The sequence below is a fragment of the Caballeronia sp. LZ003 genome, from assembly GCF_031451465.1.
In the GTDB taxonomy this organism is placed as follows: Bacteria; Pseudomonadota; Gammaproteobacteria; order Burkholderiales; family Burkholderiaceae; genus Caballeronia.
In genome coordinates, this window is the sequence record NZ_JARUXJ010000002.1 from 563212 (window position 1) to 584031 (window position 20820).

Annotated in this window: 15 protein-coding genes; 7 read left to right on the plus strand and 8 right to left on the minus strand. The window is 60.9% G+C overall.

The features are described 5' to 3' along the window. Positions 1 to 57: 57 nt before the first annotated feature. From QCE79_RS17225 to QCE79_RS17250, 6 genes are all read right to left on the minus strand, one after another. Positions 58 to 1008 carry a DUF4123 domain-containing protein gene (locus tag QCE79_RS17225; protein ID WP_309846292.1) on the minus strand — a complete coding sequence of 317 codons (951 nt, stop codon included), beginning with the start codon at positions 1006 to 1008 and terminating at the stop codon, positions 58 to 60. Next, on the minus strand, positions 1008 to 3362 hold the full coding sequence (locus tag QCE79_RS17230) for a type VI secretion system tip protein VgrG (protein ID WP_309846294.1): 2355 nt from the start codon (positions 3360 to 3362) through the stop codon (positions 1008 to 1010). Before QCE79_RS17230 ends, QCE79_RS17225 begins: the two co-directional genes overlap by 1 nt. Positions 3363 to 3801: 439 nt before the next feature. Then, a complete protein-coding gene (locus QCE79_RS17235) occupies positions 3802 to 4833 on the minus strand; it encodes an alpha/beta hydrolase (protein ID WP_309846296.1) in 1032 nt (343 codons plus the stop codon). A 152-nt stretch (positions 4834 to 4985) separates the two neighbouring features. Continuing rightward, a complete protein-coding gene (locus QCE79_RS17240; RefSeq protein WP_244831831.1) occupies positions 4986 to 6236 on the minus strand; it encodes an acetamidase/formamidase family protein in 1251 nt (416 codons plus the stop codon). A gap of 24 nt (positions 6237 to 6260) precedes the next feature. Continuing rightward, positions 6261 to 7835, minus strand: a complete 1575-nt coding sequence (locus QCE79_RS17245; protein ID WP_284503553.1) for an amino acid ABC transporter permease/ATP-binding protein — start codon at positions 7833 to 7835, stop codon at positions 6261 to 6263. Between the two features lie 19 nt (positions 7836 to 7854). Next, complete coding sequence (locus tag QCE79_RS17250; RefSeq protein WP_244831832.1) at positions 7855 to 8736, minus strand: ABC transporter substrate-binding protein; 882 nt, start codon at positions 8734 to 8736, stop codon at positions 7855 to 7857. 301 nt (positions 8737 to 9037) lie between these two features. Between QCE79_RS17250 and QCE79_RS17255 the strand changes: the two genes are divergently transcribed. Beyond that, positions 9038 to 11398, plus strand: coding sequence for an acetamidase/formamidase family protein (locus QCE79_RS17255; RefSeq protein WP_309846302.1), 2361 nt, complete (start codon positions 9038 to 9040; stop codon positions 11396 to 11398). Between the two features lie 23 nt (positions 11399 to 11421). Here QCE79_RS17255 and QCE79_RS17260 read toward each other — a convergent pair whose 3' ends face one another. Then, positions 11422 to 12327, minus strand: coding sequence for a LysR family transcriptional regulator (locus QCE79_RS17260; protein ID WP_244831834.1), 906 nt, complete (start codon positions 12325 to 12327; stop codon positions 11422 to 11424). Positions 12328 to 12455: 128 nt separating this feature from the next. Here QCE79_RS17260 and QCE79_RS17265 point away from each other — a divergent pair, with 128 nt between their 5' ends. From QCE79_RS17265 to QCE79_RS17290, 6 genes are all read left to right on the plus strand, one after another. Continuing rightward, positions 12456 to 13877 (plus strand): M20 family metallopeptidase, encoded by a 1422-nt coding sequence (locus QCE79_RS17265; protein WP_309846304.1) that lies wholly within the window; start codon positions 12456 to 12458, stop codon positions 13875 to 13877. Next, positions 13867 to 15159 carry an MFS transporter gene (locus tag QCE79_RS17270; protein ID WP_309846305.1) on the plus strand — a complete coding sequence of 431 codons (1293 nt, stop codon included), beginning with the start codon at positions 13867 to 13869 and terminating at the stop codon, positions 15157 to 15159. Before QCE79_RS17265 ends, QCE79_RS17270 begins: the two co-directional genes overlap by 11 nt. A 23-nt stretch (positions 15160 to 15182) precedes the next feature. Then, positions 15183 to 16238, plus strand: coding sequence for a serine hydrolase (locus tag QCE79_RS17275; protein ID WP_309846307.1), 1056 nt, complete (start codon positions 15183 to 15185; stop codon positions 16236 to 16238). Positions 16239 to 16676: 438 nt separating this feature from the next. Beyond that, positions 16677 to 17306: an SCO family protein gene (locus QCE79_RS17280; RefSeq protein WP_244831838.1), complete on the plus strand. Its 630-nt coding sequence runs from the start codon at positions 16677 to 16679 to the stop codon at positions 17304 to 17306. 30 nt (positions 17307 to 17336) lie between these two features. After that, positions 17337 to 19301, plus strand: coding sequence for an RICIN domain-containing protein (locus QCE79_RS17285; RefSeq protein WP_250468059.1), 1965 nt, complete (start codon positions 17337 to 17339; stop codon positions 19299 to 19301). Then, positions 19301 to 19708 (plus strand): hypothetical protein, encoded by a 408-nt coding sequence (locus tag QCE79_RS17290; protein ID WP_244831840.1) that lies wholly within the window; start codon positions 19301 to 19303, stop codon positions 19706 to 19708. The genes QCE79_RS17285 and QCE79_RS17290 overlap by 1 nt, the downstream gene beginning before the upstream one ends. 103 nt (positions 19709 to 19811) lie before the next feature. Here QCE79_RS17290 and QCE79_RS17295 read toward each other — a convergent pair whose 3' ends face one another. Next, a complete protein-coding gene (locus QCE79_RS17295) occupies positions 19812 to 20729 on the minus strand; it encodes a LysR substrate-binding domain-containing protein (RefSeq protein WP_309846313.1) in 918 nt (305 codons plus the stop codon). Between the last annotated feature and the right edge of the window lie 91 nt (positions 20730 to 20820).

The window sequence follows — 20820 nt, forward strand, 5'->3', positions numbered from 1 at the left end:
GGCAAGCACGTATCAAGAACACTAGTCGAGGAATCCATACGGCAAACCCGTAACCGCTCAACTCTCCGCCACCTGTTTAATCACGTCACGAGTAAGTCCGCTCAAAGCCTCCCGATGCGATATCTCGCCGTTTCGCGCTCGTTGCAGACGCTCCTGAATCACCGGATGCTCGTCGAAACGAGGCGAAAGCACGATGCCCTTCGAGACGTAATTCAGGAAGTCGTCTTTCTCTCTTAGACGATAGCGGCTGGCTCGTTCGAGTTGCTCGGTGACAAGCAGGTACAGCGCGAAATCGCTCTTCTCGTCGAGCCTCACGCCATACATTTCGCGCAATTGCATCGCGAGTTTGTCCGCATGGCCAAGCGCAAATAATCGCGCGTGCTGATCCGACGACAGAATTAATGGCGCATCCGCTCGCGCTGGCTTCGAAGCCCCATCGCTCCGCCAGACGATCTCGCCTTGATCGCGATCTCGAAACCAGATTTCCCTGCAGGGCGCGATAAAACAATGTGCCTGCTCGTCGGTCCAGACGCTTCGAATACGCGCGAGAATGCGGTTGTCGTAAAAGTGCAGAAAGTACTCGCGCTTGTCGGGTATCGCGTAACGCGTGTAGTGTTTCAAATGCTCATCCAGCTCTGTCAACGAAAGAGGTGACCAGATCCAGGTGAGCATGAATCCCGAGGCGCCTTCCATCCAGATGCGTCGAGCAAGTCGGCCCGCCAGCTCTTGCGGCTCGTCAAGCGCCAGGCGTTCGACATGAATCAAATACGGTGCGATATCCGTATAGGAGTCGAGCACGGAACCATGCCAAAGCGAAGTCCAAGCGAGGCCTTTTACTTTCGGCAATAGCTTGTCGATTCCCGGGCTGCCACGAGTATCCACGAGCAGATATAGATTGACGGATTGCTCGTGCATGAACGAATCGAATTGAGCCAGCAGCCGATGTCGCCATTGCTCCCAATCCATATCGGCATCTTGCGCGGAAGGTGTCGCGATCATGTTTTCCATCACGCCACCTCGGTCATTGCTTCGACGCCGCGGTGCGCATCCATCAGACACTGCTTGCACGGGCCAATCGGCATTTCGGGCATGGGGAGCGACAGATTGCCGGGGCCTGACCAGTTGAAGCTGCCGCACTTGAGCAGAATGCTGCCTGGTGCGCCCAGTTCAATGTTGCCGCCTTCAATCTTGATATAAGCTCCGCCGCTCGTGAGCGTGAGCGCGCCTTTCGACTGTGCCGTAACAGCGCCGTCGATGCTGTTGAAGTGCATGTCCTTCGACGCGGACAGCTCCATGCCGCCTGTGCGTGCATGAACCACGATATCCTGCTTGGCAGCGGTCAGCCGCATGCCCTGAGACTGCGCAAAGAGTGACACCTGGCGACCTGCTGCCACCGTGAAATTGCGCATTACGCCGATATCGGCGTTGCCACCGGCAGTAGCAATCAAGTTTTGGTCTGCATTCAACTGCAGGTGTTCACCCGACGTGATCCCGATGCCCGAAGGGCCGCTCATGAGCACGACGGACTGTTTGAGCCCGTCGAGTGCGTCGCTAAAGAGCGCTTTCTGCTTCTGCAGGTCAGCGACTACGGCTTCGGCCGACTGCACAGCCTGGTTCAGCAACTCGATGCGCTCGATCGCGCGCTTCAACTGCTCTTGCGCCGCAGCCATGTCGAGTTGCGCGCCCGTAGCTTTCCTTTGCACTTCGGCCGTCAGCAGCAGACCCTTTCCGCCTCTCACCGCTATATGCTCATCCGAGCGTAACTCTGCGCCGCGACCGCGCTCCTTGCGCCCTTCGTCGACCATATGCCCGAGATTGAGCTCGCTGGTCTGATACGGCGTGGTCAGGTGGATATGCTCGACCCCCGCCTTGTCCTCCATGCGCAACTCATTCTCCGCAGCCGAGCGGATAATATTTCGCGTGTGATTGAGGTTATTGACGAGGTCCGGATTGAGGCTGTCATGCAACGCGCCTACGATGATTGGTCTGTTTGGATCTTGTGCCGTAAAAACCAGCGCCACCTCGGTTCCGTCGATCAGCGGCATGTGATGACCGTAGTTAGGTCCCGCATACGGCCGTGCCATCCGGATAGGGCGACTGCGTCCACCCGGACTCCACTCGTCCAAATCGAACGGCATCTTCGTGACGTACGGGCCCTTCTCCGTGAGATAGCTGTACTTGTACTTGCCTGGAGAATCTATCCGCGCGGGAAGAGTTCCTGCGATCTTCGGTCGCTCGATCTTGTCGATGCTGGTGCGCCATCTCCGATCTGCGGGAATCGCCCGGAAAGCGCACCAATACGACGTACCGCGTCCACCTCCGCAGCGTACCGACGTGACAAAGAGACCATGCGGCGCGTCCTTCGGATTCACGTCCAGACGCATTACTTCACCTGCCTCGAGGGAGAACGGATTGCCTCGACCTGAGTAGCTGATCTGCTCCGCCAGATGCGCCTCATGACGAATCAGCGCAATCGTCTTGCCTTCTTCTTGCGTCTCATAGTGTTCGCCCCAATGGTTGTCCACGCCATCAGTGGTTTTATCGGCAGGCGCGGCATTGGACTCGACTAGCAATGAGACATCCGCTTGCCGATGGTTGTAATCGTCGAGCTGAATTGCTTCGGGCACGCGCCGGGTGATCGTTTTGAGCGAACGAAGCGATTCAGCACCCGCGCTTTCCAAACCGGAATGAAGACGATAAGGAACGACGCGCTGTTTGCGCGCGTAGGCGTCGAGATCGTCGCCGAAAATCATGGCGGTACCATTGGACTTCTGCTCGAAGCGAAACCACAGCCCTTCCTCTGCGCAAAGTCGCTGAATGAAGGCGAATGTCGTCTCGTGATATTGAGTCACGTACTCGCGGCGTTTGTATTTGCCGCGAAGCTTCAGAAAATCGAAATCCACGCCAAGGCGATAGCCGTAGTGGCGCAATGTATCGGTGATGATTTCCACGACGGATTGCATCTGGAACAGCCTGCTTTTGCGGGCGCGGGCGAGATCCGCGATCCTGGGGACGAGCACGACGCGGTAACGCGTCTCGTCGGCGGACATTCCGAGTTGCTCAAAGCGGCAGATCATCCCGTGCGTGACGTACGACTTTGGCATCTTGCTAAAGTCCTTCCAGCGCTCACCGAACATTCTTTGCAGATACCCTTGATCGGGATCAACAGGATCGATGGTAAATGTCGCTGGTCGGCCGACGACTTGGTCCATTGGAATATCGGCGACCGGGCTCGTGAAATCTATTTGATATTCATAGAGCTCACTGACGCTCGCTTTGCCGGAAAATCTAAGCACGGAGACGGGAAAGGACTGCGGCTTGAGTTGTAGCGTATAGGCCTGACTTGGCAATACCATCGACATCTAAATACATCTCCTATGAATCTCTTTTGATGCGCACGACATTTCGATCCAGCGTTTCGGCATCCTGATCGCACTGCGTAGTTCTTTGCCCTGAGATCGACGAATCGCTAGTCGAACTCAATTCAGGCCAGTAAGGAATTGTTGCCGAAAAAATCGCTGCTCGTGCGCAGCCAATCTCTCCGCAATGCGATGCTCGACTATAAGAATTTCTGCAGATTCATCGACTTAACAAGCCATTTGGATATCGACGCAGTATTCTATTTTTAGGAGTTTTCTGATGACCCAAAGGGCTTTCTCGCTGATACATCGGCCACATCTTTACCGAGGCTGCAGTCAGTCACGCGCCCAAAGAAGGCCGCCGTCAAAGCTTCCACCGACGGCGGTCATGTGACTTCCTAACGCGATCCTCGCACGCGCGCCATAACAGGCAACACTCGTCTCACAACTTCGTCACCTGCAACATCGCATCAGCAAACTCCCTCGGCGCTTCCTGCGGAAAGTTGTGTCCGACACCCCCGCCCAGCGTGCGATGCACATACTTGCCCGTGAACTTCTTCGCATACGCAGCAGGTTCGGGATGCGGCGCGCCGTTGGCATCGCCTTCCAGCGTGATGGTGGGCACGGAGATGGTCGGTCCTGCCGCAAGACGCTGTTCGAGCGCGTCGTATTGCGCTTCGCCCTGTACAAGCCCGAGCCGCCAGCGATAGTTATGAATGACCACCGCGACATGGTCCAGATTCTGGAACGATGCGGCCGAGCGTTCGTACGTGGCATCGTCGAAATTCCACTTCGGTGACGCAAGCTGCCAGATCAGCTTGTTGAAGGCATCGCGATTGGCCGCATAACCCAGCGCGCCACGCTCCGTCGAGAAATAGTACTGATACCACCACTGGAACTCCGCCTTGGGCGGCAGCGGCTTTTTGTTCGCCTCCTGACTGCCGATGAGATACCCGCTCACCGACACCAGCGCCTTCACGCGCTCCGGCCACAATGCAGCGATGCAATCTGCCGTGCGCGCACCCCAGTCGTAACCACCGAAGATGGCCTGCTCGATCTTGAGCGCATCCATGAGCGCGACGATATCCACCGCTGTCACGACCTGTTGACCGTTGCGCACGGTATCGGCGGAAAGGAAGCGCGTGGAGCCATAGCCACGCAGATACGGCACGATCACGCGATAACCGGCCGCGGCCAGAATAGGCGCGACCTCGGCATAGCTGTGGATGTCGTAAGGCCAGCCATGCAGCAGAAACACGACCGTGCCATTGGCGGGCCCGAGTTCCGCATAGCCGACGTTGAGCTTGCCCGCATCGATCTGCCTGATCGGGCCAAACGACGCGCCCGCGCTCGTCGCTCTAACAGTGGACGATTGCGCCTTCGCGAACGTGCTGAAGCCGAAGTCCGCAAGGGCGACGCTTGCAAGCGTCGTCCCAAGCATAAGACGACGCCGTTGATTGACGGGTTCTGACATGACCAGACCTCCTTATCGATTGGTTCGGGAATTTTCGTGGGTCCACTTGAAGAGTGGCCTCGACGGTTTTATATCCCAGCCGATCAGGAGCGATGTATCTCAGTGTATCCGTCCATTCAATCTACACATCGCGATTCAAAAGCGCGGAATACTCAGCGCTTTTTGTAGTTTGCAAACACCTCTTTGCGGATGGAGCCATGCACGCCCCAGTTCGCATCGACAACCTGCGTCACGCCGAAATCCGCCGCCACGGACATGAGTGCGATGGCCTCGTCTTCGCTCAGTCCATGAACCGTCATCAGGAAGCGCCGCAGTTTGCGAAAGGCATCGCGCATGGCACGGTCGAGGCTCGCGTGTTGCGCGACTTCGAGTTGCGCGTTGGCGCCGAGTTCGGCGAGATAGTTCGGAAACGTAAAGCCATACACGGACCATTGCTGATCCGTTTCGAGCAGCGGATGCGTCAGTCCTTCGAGCAACGTGCCTTCGAGATCCGCCTGCTTGTGCAGGATGAATTCGAAGTCACCCGTGAGCGACGTTTCAATGGCCGTGCCGCCGAGTTCGCTGTCGCCTTGCGCCGCGTGCGGATCGCCGACTGAAAACAGCGCGCCCGCAACGGCCACCGGGTAATACATCTTCGAACCCTTGCCGATACGCCAGTCGTCGATATTGCCGCCGGTATAGCTCGGAGGAATCGAGCTGACATAGTCCGCTTCGGCGGGCGCCACGCCCATGGTGCCGAAATGCAGCCGCGCCGGCACGCGTATGTCGGGCAGGATGTTCTCGCGCTTCTTCACCAGCCGATGATCCACCTGCACGCCAGGATAATCGATGGTCGCATGCACGATGCCGTCCGGGTCGGTCTGCGGCGTCCACACATAGTTGTAGACGGCGCGCGCATACGGCTCGCCGGAAGTATCAAGTTCGAAGATCGTCACGACTTCGCGCGGCTTCGGCTCCTCGATCAGATCGTGATACTGAAAGCCCCACGACGCCGCCACGTTCGAGCCGAAGCATTTGCCCGCATGACACGCGTTGCAACTCGGGCGCGGCCGTACATCGAGGATGCGCACTTCGAGTACATCGCCGGGTTCGGCGCCTTCTATCTCGACAGGCCCGGTCAGCAGATGCACGCCGACGCCTTCGCCATCGCCCAGTTTGAACGGACCTTCTGTAGGGCCAGCACCGCGCCGCGATACGCCCTTGTGCTCGCGCGTCCATTCGAACACGCTCTGCGCGCCGGGGTCGCCCGCGACCATGCGCTCGTGGTCGTCGTTGGCATGATGCGTCAGCGTTTCGATGGTGGCGCGGTCGCCCGACTTCAGCGTGAGACGCGGCTCTACCCGTTTGCTGAAGTATCCCCAATGCACGGTGGATGATGAAACGGGCAGCGTGTAATGCTTCATTGAATCGTCCTCGGCTTTAGGGTTTTAATGCACCGTTTCGAGCGTGCTGCCCGCGCCCATCACGTTGAGAAAGCGCGCAGTCAGCGGATGATGCGGATGCGTCAACACCTGATGCGCCGGCCCTTCCTCGACCACCGTTCCGCCGCTCAAGAACACCACGCGGTCGGCCACTTCATCGGCGAAGCGCAACTGATGCGTCGAGATGATCATGGTGAGGCCGTCGTCGAGCGCGAGACGGCGGATCACTTCGAGCACTTCGCCGACCAGTTCGGGATCGAGCGCGGATGTCGGCTCGTCGAGCAGCAGCACGCGCGGGTTCGGCGCAAGCGCACGCGCTATGGCCACACGCTGTTGCTGGCCACCCGACAGATGACGCGGCAAGGCATCCGCGCGATGCACGAGGCCCACGCGTTCGAGCAAGGCATCGGCGCGACGGTTGGCATCGGCGAGCGTTGCGCCGTGTACCCATACGAGCGGCAAGGCAATGTTCTCGCGCGCCGTCAGATGACTGAACAGATTGAATTGCTGAAACACCATGGCGACGCCGAGACTCGCACGTTCTCGCGCCAGCTCGCGCGGATTCATTCGCCGCCCGTCATCGCGAAAGCCGAGACGCCGGCCGCCCACGCGTATCTCGCCTTCGCTCCATTGCTCCAGATGGTTGATGCAGCGAAGCAGCGTGCTCTTGCCCGAACCGCTCGGCCCGAGCAACGCGACGACTTCGCCGGAGCGGATGTCGAGGTCGAAGCCATTCAGCACGGCCTGTTCGCCGTAACGCTTGTGAACGCCACTGATCTGCACGGCCACGCCGTTGCGAGCCAGCGTGTCGTAGCGGCGCGCGCGTTCGGCAGCCGTGATCGGCGCGAAGACAGGCGGCAAGTCGCCGGGACTCGCGGGTTTCGGTGCGGGCGCGGGTTTGCGTCGTCCCCAGAAACCGCCGCCCGTGCTCGCGCGATCCAGATCGAGCGCTCGTTCGATCATCAACTGAATCGCTGCGATGGCGCCCGTGAGACACAGATACAAAAGCCCCGACGCGAAGAAGATCGAAAAGAAGTCGAACGTGGACGATGCAAGCTGCGTGCTACGCAAGGTCAGTTCGCCGACCGAGATCACCGACGCCAGCGACGAGTTCTTCAGTGCGCTGACCGTTTCGTTGCCAAGCGCGGGGATCATCGAACGAATCGCCTGTGGCGCGATGATTCTGCGCATCAACACGCCCGGCGTCATGCCGAGCGCCTGCCCCGCGAGTGTTTGTCCGCGATCCACGCCGAGCACGCCCGAGCGGAATATCTCGGCGATGAACGGCGCTTCGTTCGCGGCGAGCGCGAGGCCCGCCGCGCCGATCGCGCTCAGTTTGATGCCGATATGCGGCAAGGCGTCGTAGGCGAACACCAGTTGCAGAATCAGCGGCGTGCCGCGAAAGATCACCGTGTAGCCGCGCGCGATCGCCGCGAGCGGCCCGATACGGCTCAGTTGCATGGCCGCGAGCACGAGTCCCAGCACGAGGCCGCCCGCGAGTCCCAGCAAGGTCACGGCGATCGTGAAGCGGATGCCGTCCAGAAGATACGGCAGGCCGAGATAGTGAAGGAACAGGTCCATGAGCCGATGCTTCCCGTGCTTACTTCGCGACGATCAATTGCGGCGCGGCTAGGTTCTCCACGCCGAGGCCCCACTTCTTGAGCAAGTCCGACTGTGCGCCGCTCTTCTGAATGGCGACGAGCGCGGCCATCACGGCATCGCGGAAATCAGGCTTGTCTTTCGGCACGCCGATACCCACGAAATACGGCAAGGTCACCGCCGTCGCTTTTTCGAGCTTGTCCGGATACGCCTTGACGGCCTGATCGACCGTGTTCACGTCGTTGATATACGTATCTGCGCGGCCGGCGAGAATGGCCTGGATGCAGTTGGCGTTGTTGTCGTAAAGCTGCACGGTGGCTTCCGGCTTGCCTGCCGCCTTGCACTGCGGCGCGAGCGCCTGAACCAGCGGCACTTCCACGTAGCCGGTGTTTTCAGCGGCGGTCGTGCCGCACATCGACGTGTTGATGCCGGTAATTTTCTTGGGGTTGCCCTTCGCGACGAGCACGCCGTCGAACACCTTCGAATACGTGATGAAATCGGCGGCTTTGGCGCGTTCCTCGGTTGCGTAGATGTCGGAGATGACGATGTCGGCCTGACCGCTCTGCAGCGTCGTGAGCAACGCGGCGAAGGTGACGGGCTTGTACGCCATCGTGAAGCCGAGACACTGCGCGATCATCTCGCCCAAGTCGATATCGAAGCCGACGTACTTGCTCGGATCGTTCGGATCGAGCGCTTCATAGCCCGGCGTGTGCGGATTGATCGCGTTGGTGAGCGTCTTGCCCTTGAACTGTGGATACTTCGCCTGCAACGCGCTGCATTCGGCGGGCGAAGCGGCGTGTGCTTGCCCCGCGAACGCGAACAGCGACGCGCACAAAGCGCCGAGCCACACGCGAGCTAAACGGCCCATGAGATTCCTTTGCATCGATACGCTCCTGGCGGCTCTTGACCGCTGATGACGATTGACTTGCGATGCCCCGAGCGTAGGCGACCGAAATCCCGCTAACTTGTCTGGCTGCGCACAACTGCTGGTCCTCACGTGCACGCTCGTCCAAGAACCGCTTTCGCCGGTACCGCCGTGTCGCGCGCGAGTGCATGCATGCGCCGCGATGGCGCATGCATGCACTGTGGTTCGGCACGCCTTGCATGGCGTCGCCGCATGGCCGCGATGGCGCGGGAGTTGCTTTTCCAAAGCGCGTCTTGCCTGCTATTCGTGGAGTTTTCGCTTGAACCTGTCGCGCTTCACCACCGAGTCGTATCCCGAGTTCGAACGTCGACATGAATGGAAAGCGGCGCTCGCGCGCCTGGGGTGGCACGGCAAGATAGAAGGCGGCGAACGCGGTCTTCAAGGCACGCTGACATCGCGTGTATCGGCGGGCGGCATCGAGTTCACGACGATCGCCTCGGCCGCGCAGACGCTCGAACTGAGCGCCGATCAAAGCGGCAGTCTCATGCTCGTATTGCTGATCGATGGCGACGCCACGCTCGTCGCCGACGGCCTGCGCGAACGCGTTAGCCCGCATGACATCGTGTATGCGGCATCGGGACAAAGCGCGTCGCTGATCTTCGCGGGGCGCTTTCGCGCCTTTATCGTGCGTGCGCCGAAGAGCGCGATCAACGCGCGCTTGCTCTCGCCGCTTTCGTTGCGCGTGGCGCTGCTGCCGGGCGCAACGGGCATGGGCCATATCTTTTCGGGCTTCTTGCGCTCGGTGGTCGAGAGCCTCGAGACCTTGAGCGCCGATGAATTGCGTCCCACCGAACTCGCGCTCGCGGAAATGCTCGTCGCGTGTCTTGCGGGACAGGAACGCAAGGGCTCGTTCAACGGACTCACGCCGTCGCAGGCGGCGCTATTCTCGCGGCTATGCCGCTTCATCGAAGCAAATCTCGCCGAATCGACCTTGAGCGTCGCCACGCTTGCAAAGGACGAGCGCGTGTCGCCACGCTATGTGCAGAAGCTTTTCGAACTCGCCGGACAGAGCTTTTCGACCTATGTGCGCTCACGCCGTCTTGAGCGATGCCGCGCGGAACTGGCCGATCCGCTCTCCGAGAAAGTATCGATCTCGGACATCTGCTTTCGCTGGGGCTTCAACGACCCCGCGCATTTCAGCCGCGTGTTTCGCGAACGTTACGGCGCGTCGCCGCGCACCTTCAGGCACGAGGCGAGCCTTGAAATAGCGCGTCATCTGGTGCGAAGTCTCTCGCGCGGCTTGCCGGTCAATGCGGCGAGCCTGATCGCGCAGGCGCGTCAGGATCATGCGGGCGATACGCTCGTCGCCGTGCGTGAAGAACTCGATGCCGTGCATATCGAACCTCGGCTCGGACGCGACAAGCCGCGCCATCATCTGCTGCGCGCAACGGCAAATACCGTGCATTGGGGCTATTTCAGCCACGATCTGAAGCCCGTGCTCGAAGTACAGAGCGGCGACACCGTGACCGTGGAAGCGCTCACGCAACATGCCGCGGATGACTGGGATCGTATGATCGCGGGCGATCCCGGCGCCGAGAGCGTGTTCCACTGGACCGCCGAGCGCAAGAACGTGGACCGGCGCGGCGCGGGACCGATGAACGCATCGATCTACGGACGCGGCGCGGGCGAAGGCTTCGGCGTGCATATCTGCACGGGACCGATTGCCGTCACCGGCGCGGAGCCGGGCGACGTGCTCGAAGTGCGGATCGTCGATATTCATCCGCGCCGCTGCGCGAACCCGAAATATCATGGCCGCGCATTTGGCAGCAACGCCGCCGCGTGGTGGGGCTTTCACTATCGCGAGCTCTTGACCGAACCCAAGCCTCGCGAAGTCGTGACGATCTACGAGCTTCATACGGATACCGAACGCGTCGACACAAGCGCCTATGCGCGCGCCGTCTACAACTATCGTTGGACGCCGCAACGCGATCCGTTCGGCGTGATGCATCCAATCATCGATTATCCCGGCGTGCCGGTCGATCATTCGACCGTCGTCGAAAATCACAACGTGCTGAAGAACGTCACCATTCCGGTGCGGCCGCATTTCGGCGTGATCGGCGTCGCGCCTCGCCAGAACGGTCTGATCGATTCGATCCCGCCTTCGGCCTTCGGCGGCAATCTCGACAACTGGCGCGTGGGACCGGGTGCAAGCGTGTTTCTGCCCGTGGGCGTGGCGGGCGCGCTGCTTTCCATCGGCGACCCGCATGCGTCGCAAGGAGACTCCGAGTTGTGCGGCACGGCTATCGAATGCTCGCTTACGGGCGACTTCGAACTGATCCTGCACAAGAAGCACACGCTCGCCTCACAGCCCTTTGCGGACCTCACGTATCCGCTTGTCGAAACCGCCGACGAATGGGTGTTGCACGGCTTCAGCCACGCCGACTATCTCGCGGAATTCGGCACCAGCGCGCAGAGCGAGGTCTATCAGAAGTCCACGCTCGATCAGGCCATGCGCGACGCCTTCATCAAGACGCGCCGCTTTCTCATGTCGACCAAGGGACTGAGCGAAGACGAAGCGATCTCGTTGATGTCGGTGGCCGTGGACTTCGGCGTGACGCAAGTGGTCGATGGCAACTGGGGCGTGCACGCGATCATCCGCAAGGCGCTTTTCACGGATTAGCGCTTATATATGGAGCGCCATCGTTACTGAACCGCCTCGGGCTCCTCGATCGCCCGCGTCAACAATTCGACGAACGCCACCACCGCTTGCGGCAAGGTGCGTCCCGCCATCGTCTGAATCTGCAAGGTGCGCTGATGCAGTTCGGGATTGCTGATGGGCACGGCCGCCATATCGTCACGCTGCAAACGGCTGCGCACGGTGAGGTAGCCGGTCAGCGTGATGGCGTCGGTGCGTTGCACGAAACTCTGCAAGGCCATGTGATAGTTCGCGATGAACACCGGCTCGAAGACGAGCCCTTCGAGACTGCACGAGATATCGAATAACTGACGCAGCGTCACGCCCTGATTGTGCATGGCCATCGGCCATTCGTGGAGATCGGCGAGCGAAACCGACTCGCGTTTCGCCAGCGGATGACCACCGCGCATCAATGCGAACACCGGCGCGCGCTGCGCATAATGCACGTGCACGTCCTTCTCGGGCGCGACGCTGAAGCACACCGCGACATCGTGCGTGCCTTCTCGCACGCGCTGTGTGGCGACCGATGGCGGCGAGACATCGAGTTGAAACTGCGCACGCGGATGCGTCTCCAGAAACCGCGCAAAGGCTTGCGGCAAGAAATCCGGCGCCACGCCTTCGGACGCGGCGACGCGTATCGTCACGCGGCCGCCCGCGCTCAAATCGCGTATTTCATCGATCACGCGCTCGTTTTCCAGATGACTGCGGCGCGCATGATTGGCGAGCAAGCGCCCGGCATCGGTCAAGACCATGCCGCGCGGACGCCGTTCGAATAGCGGTGTGCCCATCTGCTCTTCGAGCTTCGCCATCTGCCTGCTCAATGCCGACACCGCCACGAACAGCCGCTCCGATGCCTTGCTAAGCGAGCCGCTTCGCGCGATTTCGAGGAAGTAACGCAACGCCGTCTCGTCCATTTTTGCCTTCTCGTTTCGCTCCGGGATAACCCTCGATTTGCCTTTTAGGCAAGGGTTCTTGAGAAATATTGTAATTGTCCAGAAATATCGGCGGCGGCAGCATGAGTCACGATTAAAGGGAGAACGACGTGACCCGCGATACCGCCATCCAGCTTGCCACTCAGCGTTATGAGTCCGGCGCGTTCCTCGAAGACCTGCAGCGACGCGTCGGTCGGCGCACCGATAGTCAGGAAGCCGACAGCGGCGCGCGCCTCTTCGCTTACCTCGAAGAAGAACTCACGCCCACGCTCGAGGAATGGGGCTTCGCGTGCCGCATCGTCGAGAATCCGGTGGCGGGCGCGGGGCCATTCCTCATCGCGCATCGCCATGAAGCCGCGGACTTGCCGACGGTGCTTGGCTACGGTCACGGCGATGTCGTACGCGGCTACGACGCGCAATGGTCCGAAGGCCGGTCGCCGTGGCGCGTGACGGTGGAAGGCGAACGCTGGTACGGCCGCGGCACCGCCGACAACAAGGGCCAGCACAGCATCAATCTCGCGGCGCTGAAGGCCGTGCTCGTCGCGCGCGAGGGCAAGCTCGGCTTCAATCTGAAGCTGCTGTTCGAGACCGGCGAGGAAGTCGGTTCACCCGGCCTGCATGCGGTGTGTCTCAAGTTGCGCGATGAACTCGCGGCGGACGTGTTGATTGCATCCGACGGACCGCGCCTCGCCGCCAACCGCCCGACGCTCTTTCTCGGATCGCGCGGCGTCATCAATTTCCGTCTCGATGTGAAGCTGCGCGATGGCGCGCATCACTCGGGCAACTGGGGCGGCCTCTTGCGCAATCCGGCCGTGGTGCTGGCAAACGCCATTGCATCCATGGTCGATGAGAACGGCAAGATCGTCATCGAAGGATTGCGGCCGCCGCCGGTGCCGGAATCGGTGCGGCGCGCGCTCGAGGGGATCGTCGTGGGCGGCAATCCCGGCGAACCGGAAGTCGATGCCGACTATGGCGAGCCGGGTCTCACGCCCGCCGAGCGCGTGTTCGGCTGGAACAATATCGAAGTGCTGGCGTTTCGCGCGGGCAATCCCGAGAAGCCCGTCAACGCCATTCCGCCGCATGCGTTCGCGCACATGCAGATTCGCTTCGTCGTCGGCACGAACTGGCGCGAGCTTGCCAGGATCGTGCGTGACCATCTCGATGCGCACGGTTTCACCATGGTCGATATCGAAGTGGAACGCGGCATGCCCGCCACGCGCGTCGATCCTGACAACGCGTGGGTGCAGTGGTCGATCCGTTCGCTGACGCAGACGACTGGCAGCGCGCCCGTGCTCTTGCCGAACCTCGGCGGCACGCTCCCCAACGATGTATTCGCCGATGTGCTCGGCATGCCGACCATATGGGTGCCGCATTCGTATCCCGGATGCTCGCAGCATGCGCCGGACGAACACATGCTCGCGCCGGTGGTGCGCGAAGGCTTGCGCATCATGGCGGGTCTTTACTGGGACCTCGGCGCGCGCGATGGCAACGTAGCGCCTCGATCGAACGGAGAAGCACGCCATGAGCACTGATTCCGTCACGATATCCCCCGCGCGCGATGAGCCGGCGAAGCATCGCAACGTGGCGCGTCTGATCGTCGCCACGTCTATAGGCAATGCGCTCGAGTTTTACGATCTCGTCGTCTATGGCTACTTCGCAGGCGTATTGTCGAAGCTGTTTTTTCCCACGCAGGATCACACCGTCTCGCTGCTGCTCACCCTCGGCACCTTCGCGCTGTCGTATCTCGCGCGGCCCGTCGGTGCGCTCGTGCTCGGCTCGTATAGCGACCGGCATGGCCGCAAGGCATCGCTTACGCTGTCCATCGCGATGATGACCGTCGGCACGGCCATGGTCGCGCTCATGCCTTCGTATGCAAGCATCGGCATTGCGGCGCCCATTCTGATCTTCTTGTCGCGTTTGTTGCAGGGCTTTTCGGCGGGCGGCGAGTTCGGCAGTTCGACGGCATTTCTCGTCGAACATGCGCCCGAGCGCAGTGGCTTCATGTCGAGCTGGCAGTTTTCGAGTCAAGGCGCGAGCACGCTGCTCGCGTCGCTCTTTGGTGCCGTGCTGACGAGCACGCTCACGCCTGCGCAGCTCGAAGGCTGGGGATGGCGCATTCCGTTTCTCTTCGGCGTGTTGATCGGACCGATCGGGCTGTATATTCGCCGACGCATGGACGAAACGCCGGAGTTCGAGCAGGCCGAGAAACTGGCGTCGCCCGTGCGCGAGTTGCTCAAGACGCAGAAGGAACGCTTGCTCATCTCCATCGGCTCGCTCGTGCTCACGACCACGGCCAACTACATGCTGCTTTATATGCCGACGTACGCGACGCGGCAGTTGGGCTTGTCGCCGTCGTCGGGCTTCATCGCCACGTTGACGGCGGGCTTCATCATGATGGTGCTCGTGCCGGTGGTGGGACACCTGTCGGACAAATTCGGGCGCATTCGCATCATGCAGGTGACGGGCGTCGTGTTCTTTCTGACCGTTTATCCGGCGTTCATGCTCATGAATGCCCATCCTTCGCTGCCGACCTTGCTCGCCGCGGTGATCTGGGTCGCGTTACTCAAGGCCACCTACTTCGCGCCGATTCCGGCATTGATGGCCGAACTCTTTCCGACCGCCACGCGCACCACGGGCATGGCCTTCGGCTACAACATCGGCACGACCATTTTCGGCGGCTTCACGCCGCTCGCGGTGGCTTCGTTGATCGCGGTCACGGGAAACAACCTTGCGCCGGGACTGTATCTGATGATCGCTGCGGTCGTGAGCCTCTTTACGCTCGTGTGGGCGCGCATGCGGATCAAGTTGCGCTAAAGCCTTTGCCAGGAACTTTGAAAATGAACGAGACATTGAAGCGTGCGATTCAGTTTTCCATCGATCATGAATCGAAGTGGGACCGGAACGTCGATGGCAACTGGGGCGTGCATATCAACGATCCCGCGCCGTGGAACAAGCTGCTTGGACCGGTACATGATCGTGGTCCGGTGTCGGGCGCGATTGCGCTCGATGGCCACGTGATCACCACGTGGGGCGAGCCGGATCGCGCGGACCTTACCTTCAGCATTGCGAAGACGTACCTCGCCTTGCTTGCGGGCGTGGCGCACGACCGCGGCTTGCTGCCCGATGTCGATGAACCCGTGCGCGAGCGCGTGCCCGGTATCGGCTTCGACGACGCGCATAACGCCCCGGTTACGTGGGCGCAACTGCTGCTGCAGACGAGCGAATGGCAAGGCGAGTGCTTCGGGCTTTCGGATCAGGCGGATCATTATCGCGCGGTGACATTTGGCGAGCCGCCTGCGGGCAAGAAAGGCGACTTGCGGCCGTTGCAGATGCCTGGCACCTTTTGGGAATACAACGACGTGCGGATCAACCAGTTATCGCTTGCGTTGATGCATCTGTTTCGTCGGCCACTCCCCGAAGTGTTTCGTGAAGCGATTGCCGAGCCCTGCGGCATGAGCGATGGTTGGCAATGGGTGGGTTACGACCATGCGTGGACCGAGATCGATGGACGGCGCATGCAGTCCGTTCCCGGTGGGACGCATTGGGGCGGCGGCATGTCGGTCAGTGCGAACGACCAGTTGAAGATCGCGCGGATGTTGCTGGACGAAGGTCTGGTTTCCGGGCGGCGGGTGCTGTCCCGCGAGTGGATCGAGAAAATGCGCACGCCTTGTGATATCGCGCCGTTTTATGGGTTTCTTGTCTGGCTCAATACGGGGCGGAAGATGTTTCCCTCGGTGCCGGAGTCGAGCTATTTTGGCGTGGGCGCGGGAAGTTCGTTCATGTGGATCGAACCTTCCACGCGGCTGGCGGTTATCGTGAGGTGGCTGGATTCGGCGTTTGCCGGGGAGTTTTTTGGGTTGGTGTTCGATGGCGTCAAGGGAATGACGCGTTGAAAGCTTGCGCTTCTTTCCGGCCGACACGACAAGTTGGCCGTCCTCTCATTTCGGGCTTTCGATAAATCTCCCAAGCGCGTACCTAGCGTGCACTAAAAAGGCCCCTGAATCGCCTCTGCTAAATGCCCCACATCGCAACATCAGCAATTCCGACCGAGTAGAACTTCCCGCAATTTCGACCCTTTGTTTAAGCGCTCAAACGCAATGTGTCCGAGTACACATACGCGAGTATTTCCATTCGTGCGATGAACGTTCGACGCTGATTTGACCTGCTAAGCTTTGTTTCAATGGCATGACCAATACGCGAACGCGAAGCGGCTCGATCACGCTTCCCGGCACGTACGTCATTGGCCATTCGAACGGCGGGTCAGAGCCATAGAGCTCGATACGGGGATCATCAAAGTGTGGACAAGGTCAAGTTCGGCAGGTCACAAAACGATGCCCGATCGTGTGCGTTCCGGCATTCGTGCATGCACCCCGTCGTTGACTCGTCGCGCCCTGCTCGGTGACATCGCGGCGCTCGCTCTCGGTGCAGCGTCCCCCTTCGCCTTCGCTCAACATGATGCGGTGGGACTCGTCACGCCGCCGCTTCGCCTCGACGATATCGTGCTTGTCGATCAGACCGGCAAGACGCGTCGCTTGAACGAAGTGTTGCGTCACGGCGTGACTGCGTTGCAGACGGTCTACACCGGTTGCGGCACGGTATGTCCTTTGCAGGGCGCGCTATTCAGCGCGGTACAGAAACGCATAACGGGCATCCGTACTCGTCATGCGGTGCAGTTGCTATCGATTGGAATCAATCCGCTTTCCGATTCACCTCAGGCATTGCACGCATGGCTCGCCCAGTTCGAGGCGGGTCCTTCGTGGATCGCAGCGACTCCGACGCTTGCGGATGTCGACAAGATGCGCGTGGCGCTGTCGGGCAGCAAGGCATCGGCAAGTGACATCGCAGACCATTCGACGCAGGTCTATTGCTTCGATGCCAATGCGATGTTGCGCTGGAGAAGCGCCGATCTTCCACGCGTGAACGATGTCTGCGATGTGCTCGGCGCGCTTGCACTGACATAGCTATTCGACTTATCCACGGGGAGCAGGACCATGCCACGAATCCTTTCGGCCGGGAGCGTGTTGCTTGACGTTGCCCGCCATGCGCGCGTCGTCTTGCTGCTGGCGTTGGCGCTAACGTTAGCGAGTGTGTCGCACCAAGTCCGCGCGCAGACATCGGCGCCCATCACGCTAAGCGGCACCAGCATGTGCGCCGACGTGAGCGGCGAATCCAAAACACCGAACGCGCCAGTCATTACATGGCCCTGCACCGGCGGCGCGAATCAGCAATGGAAGCCGGTTGCTACAGGCACGCGCTACAACCTCATCAATCTCAATAGCGGTCTATGCATGGACGTGTCGGGTCAAAGTCCCGATCCCGGCGGTCCTATCATTCAATGGACCTGTAGTGGCGGCACGAATCAGGCGTTTTCGTTGATCCCGCAAGGCGGAGGTTACGCGATCGTCGCGGGACACAGCGGCTTGTGCGTGACCGCGTCGAGTACGACCTCACAAGGCGTGCAACTGACGCAGCAGGTGTGTAACGCAAGCGCCACGCAGACATGGAAAGTCAGCGGCTTGCCCGCGCCGCAAGCTGCATTGCCTTCGAAATGGACGGCGCCCATCACGTTGCCGCTCGTGCCGCTCCAAGCCGCGAATCTTCCCGATGGAACCGTGCTGGTCTGGTCGGCCGACAGCGCCCTCAACTTCACCTCTGGCGAAGTCACGCCGGGCAAGACGTACACGGCGATCTTCAATCCATCGACCGGCACGAGCAAACAAATGATCGTGACCAACACCGGGCACGACATGTTCTGTCCGGGTATCGCCAATCTTCCCGATGGCCGCATCTTCGTGACGGGCGGATCGAGCACGAAAAAGACCAGCATCTATTCGCCTACGACCGGCACATGGACGTCGAGCAATCAGATGAACATTTCGCGCGGCTATCAGGGCAGCGTGACCTTGAGCAACGGTAACGTGTTTCTAGTGGGCGGCTCGTGGAATGGCGGGCTCGGTGGAAAGACGGGCGAAACGTGGACCTCGGGCTCGGGCTGGCAAGTCAACGGCGCCATTCTCGACGACTACATCCTGACGAACGACGCTGCGGGCGTGTTCCGCGCTGACAACCACGCCTGGCTCTTCGCGGTCGCCAACGGACGCGTGTTTCATGCGGGCCCGAGCCGCGCCATGCACTGGTTCGACACGGCAGGCAACGGCAGCGTCACCGCAGCCGGCAACCGGGGCAGCGACAATGACGCGATGAACGGCAACGCGGTCATGTACGACGTCGGCAAGATACTTGCCGTGGGTGGCGCGCCGAGCTACGACCAATCGACGGCCACCTCCAATGCGACGCTGATCGACATCAGCAGCGGAACGGCGATCACGCGCACCATCGCACCGATGAGCTATCAGCGCGCGTTCAACAACAGCGTCGTGTTGCCGAATGGGCAGGTCGTCGTGATCGGCGGTCAGACCTTCGCCGTGCCGTTTTCGGACGACAACGCGATCCTCACGCCCGAGTTGTGGGACCCGACCACGAATGCGTTTTCGCGGCTCGCGCCACAAGCCGTACCGCGCACTTATCACAGCATGGCGCTGCTGCTGAACGATGGACGCGTGCTCAGCGGCGGCGGCGGATTGTGCGGCTCGTGCGCCACGAATCACACGAATGTCGAAATATTGACGCCGCCTTATCTTCTCAACGCGGACGGGTCCGCCGCAACCAGACCGACCATGAGTTCCGCGCCGACCGATGCGTTGCTCGGCACGACCATCGTCGTATCGGCGACCAAGGGCATGACAGCATTTGCGCTGATGCGCTCATCGTCGGCCACGCATTCGGTGAACAACGAACAGCGACGCGTGCCGCTGACGTTTACGGTGGGCACCGCTGGCGAGTACAAGTTGAAGATTCCGTCCGATCCGGGCATCGTCGTGCCCGGCTATTACATGCTTTTTGCGCTGAACGCGAAGGGCGTGCCGAGCCTCTCGCGTACCATGCGCGTGCATTGATGGCGCAGCGCTTGGTCGGCCTCGCGCTCGTTGCGATGGTAACGGTTGCCCATGCCGCATGTGAACCGCGCGACCTGGGCTGCGCGATTTTCGACGGAGAGCATCCGCTGTCCGCGCATTTGCGTGATGACGATCGCACGTTGCCTGCGTGGACGACTCGTTGCGTCAATTGCCATGTGGGCACATCGAAAGCGGCGGCCTTTGCGCCGCCGCTGACTCGCGAGTCCTTGCTTGGCGAAACGCGTCGTCGCGGAGGGCCGATGAGCCATTACGATCCCATCGCTTTTTGCCGCGCGATCAAGGATGGCGTCGATCCAGCGGACATCGTGCTTCGTCGGGCGATGCCGCGTTACAAGATTGCTGACGCACAGTGCGCCGCGCTCTGGCAATTCGTCATGAGCCGATGAGCGCGCGCATTCGTCGATGCGTCTTGAACGACGCAGCCGGTTCGAGCGGTCACGAGCACGGCACGGCGGCATGAGTGAATCGGTTGATTGTTGCTTGAAAGACTCAAGCCACCTTCGCCCCCTTCACCACCTCCCCCAGCAACTCCGCATGCAGCCCCTTCAGCACCTTCACGAACTCCGATGCCAATCTCTCCCTCGGCCGATGCGGCGGAAACAGCAAATAAGTCGGAAACAACGTAGCCGGCAAAAATGGCTTGATGACAATTCCAGGACCCGCGAAATCCCGCGCGACGATCGGATGCGCGAGCGTCACGCCCATCCCCTGACGCACCATCTCGCAGCACATTGCCGTGTACTGCGCCTCGATGGCAAGCACGCGCTCCACGCCCGCACGCTGAAACACCTCGTCCATCAGCGTGCGCGTGCCGTCGCCGTGACACAGCGAGATGAACGACTCGCCTTCGAGATCCTGCGGCTTGATGCTGCGTTTCGACGCCAGCCGATGCCCCTCCGGCATAACACACACCGCCGCCACGTTCGACAACTGCTCGACCTCGCAATCCGACGCCTCGCTCACATACACGGCCACGCCGAGATCGCAGAACTGCGACGCCGTCCAGTGATTGACCGTACCCGATGTGTTCACGTGCAACGACACGGTCACCGTCGGATATAACTCGACGAAGCGCTTGATCGCATGCGGCACGAGAGTCATGCCCGCCGATGGCATCGCCGCTATGCGCAAACGTCCGCTGCCGAGATTGCGTATCTGCGCCGCCGCGTTCGCCAGTCCCTGCAAGCCGACGAACGCACGTTCGACCTCGCGGAAGAACGCGGTGCCCTCGCTCGTGGGTATCAACCGCACGCCGCTGCGCTGAAAAAGCTGCAAGCCGGTTTCGCGTTCGAGCTGCGAAATCAGCCGGCTCACGTTCGGCTGCGAGGTAAAGAGCGCCTTGGCCGCCGCGGTCATCGACCCCGAGACCATGACCGCCCGAAACGCCTCGATGTGCTTCAGATTCATGCGTGATCTCCCTCTCCGGGTGAACCCCGATCCATATCATCCATGCATAGGTAGGTATTTTATTCGTATTGGACGATATGGTCCGGCGGCG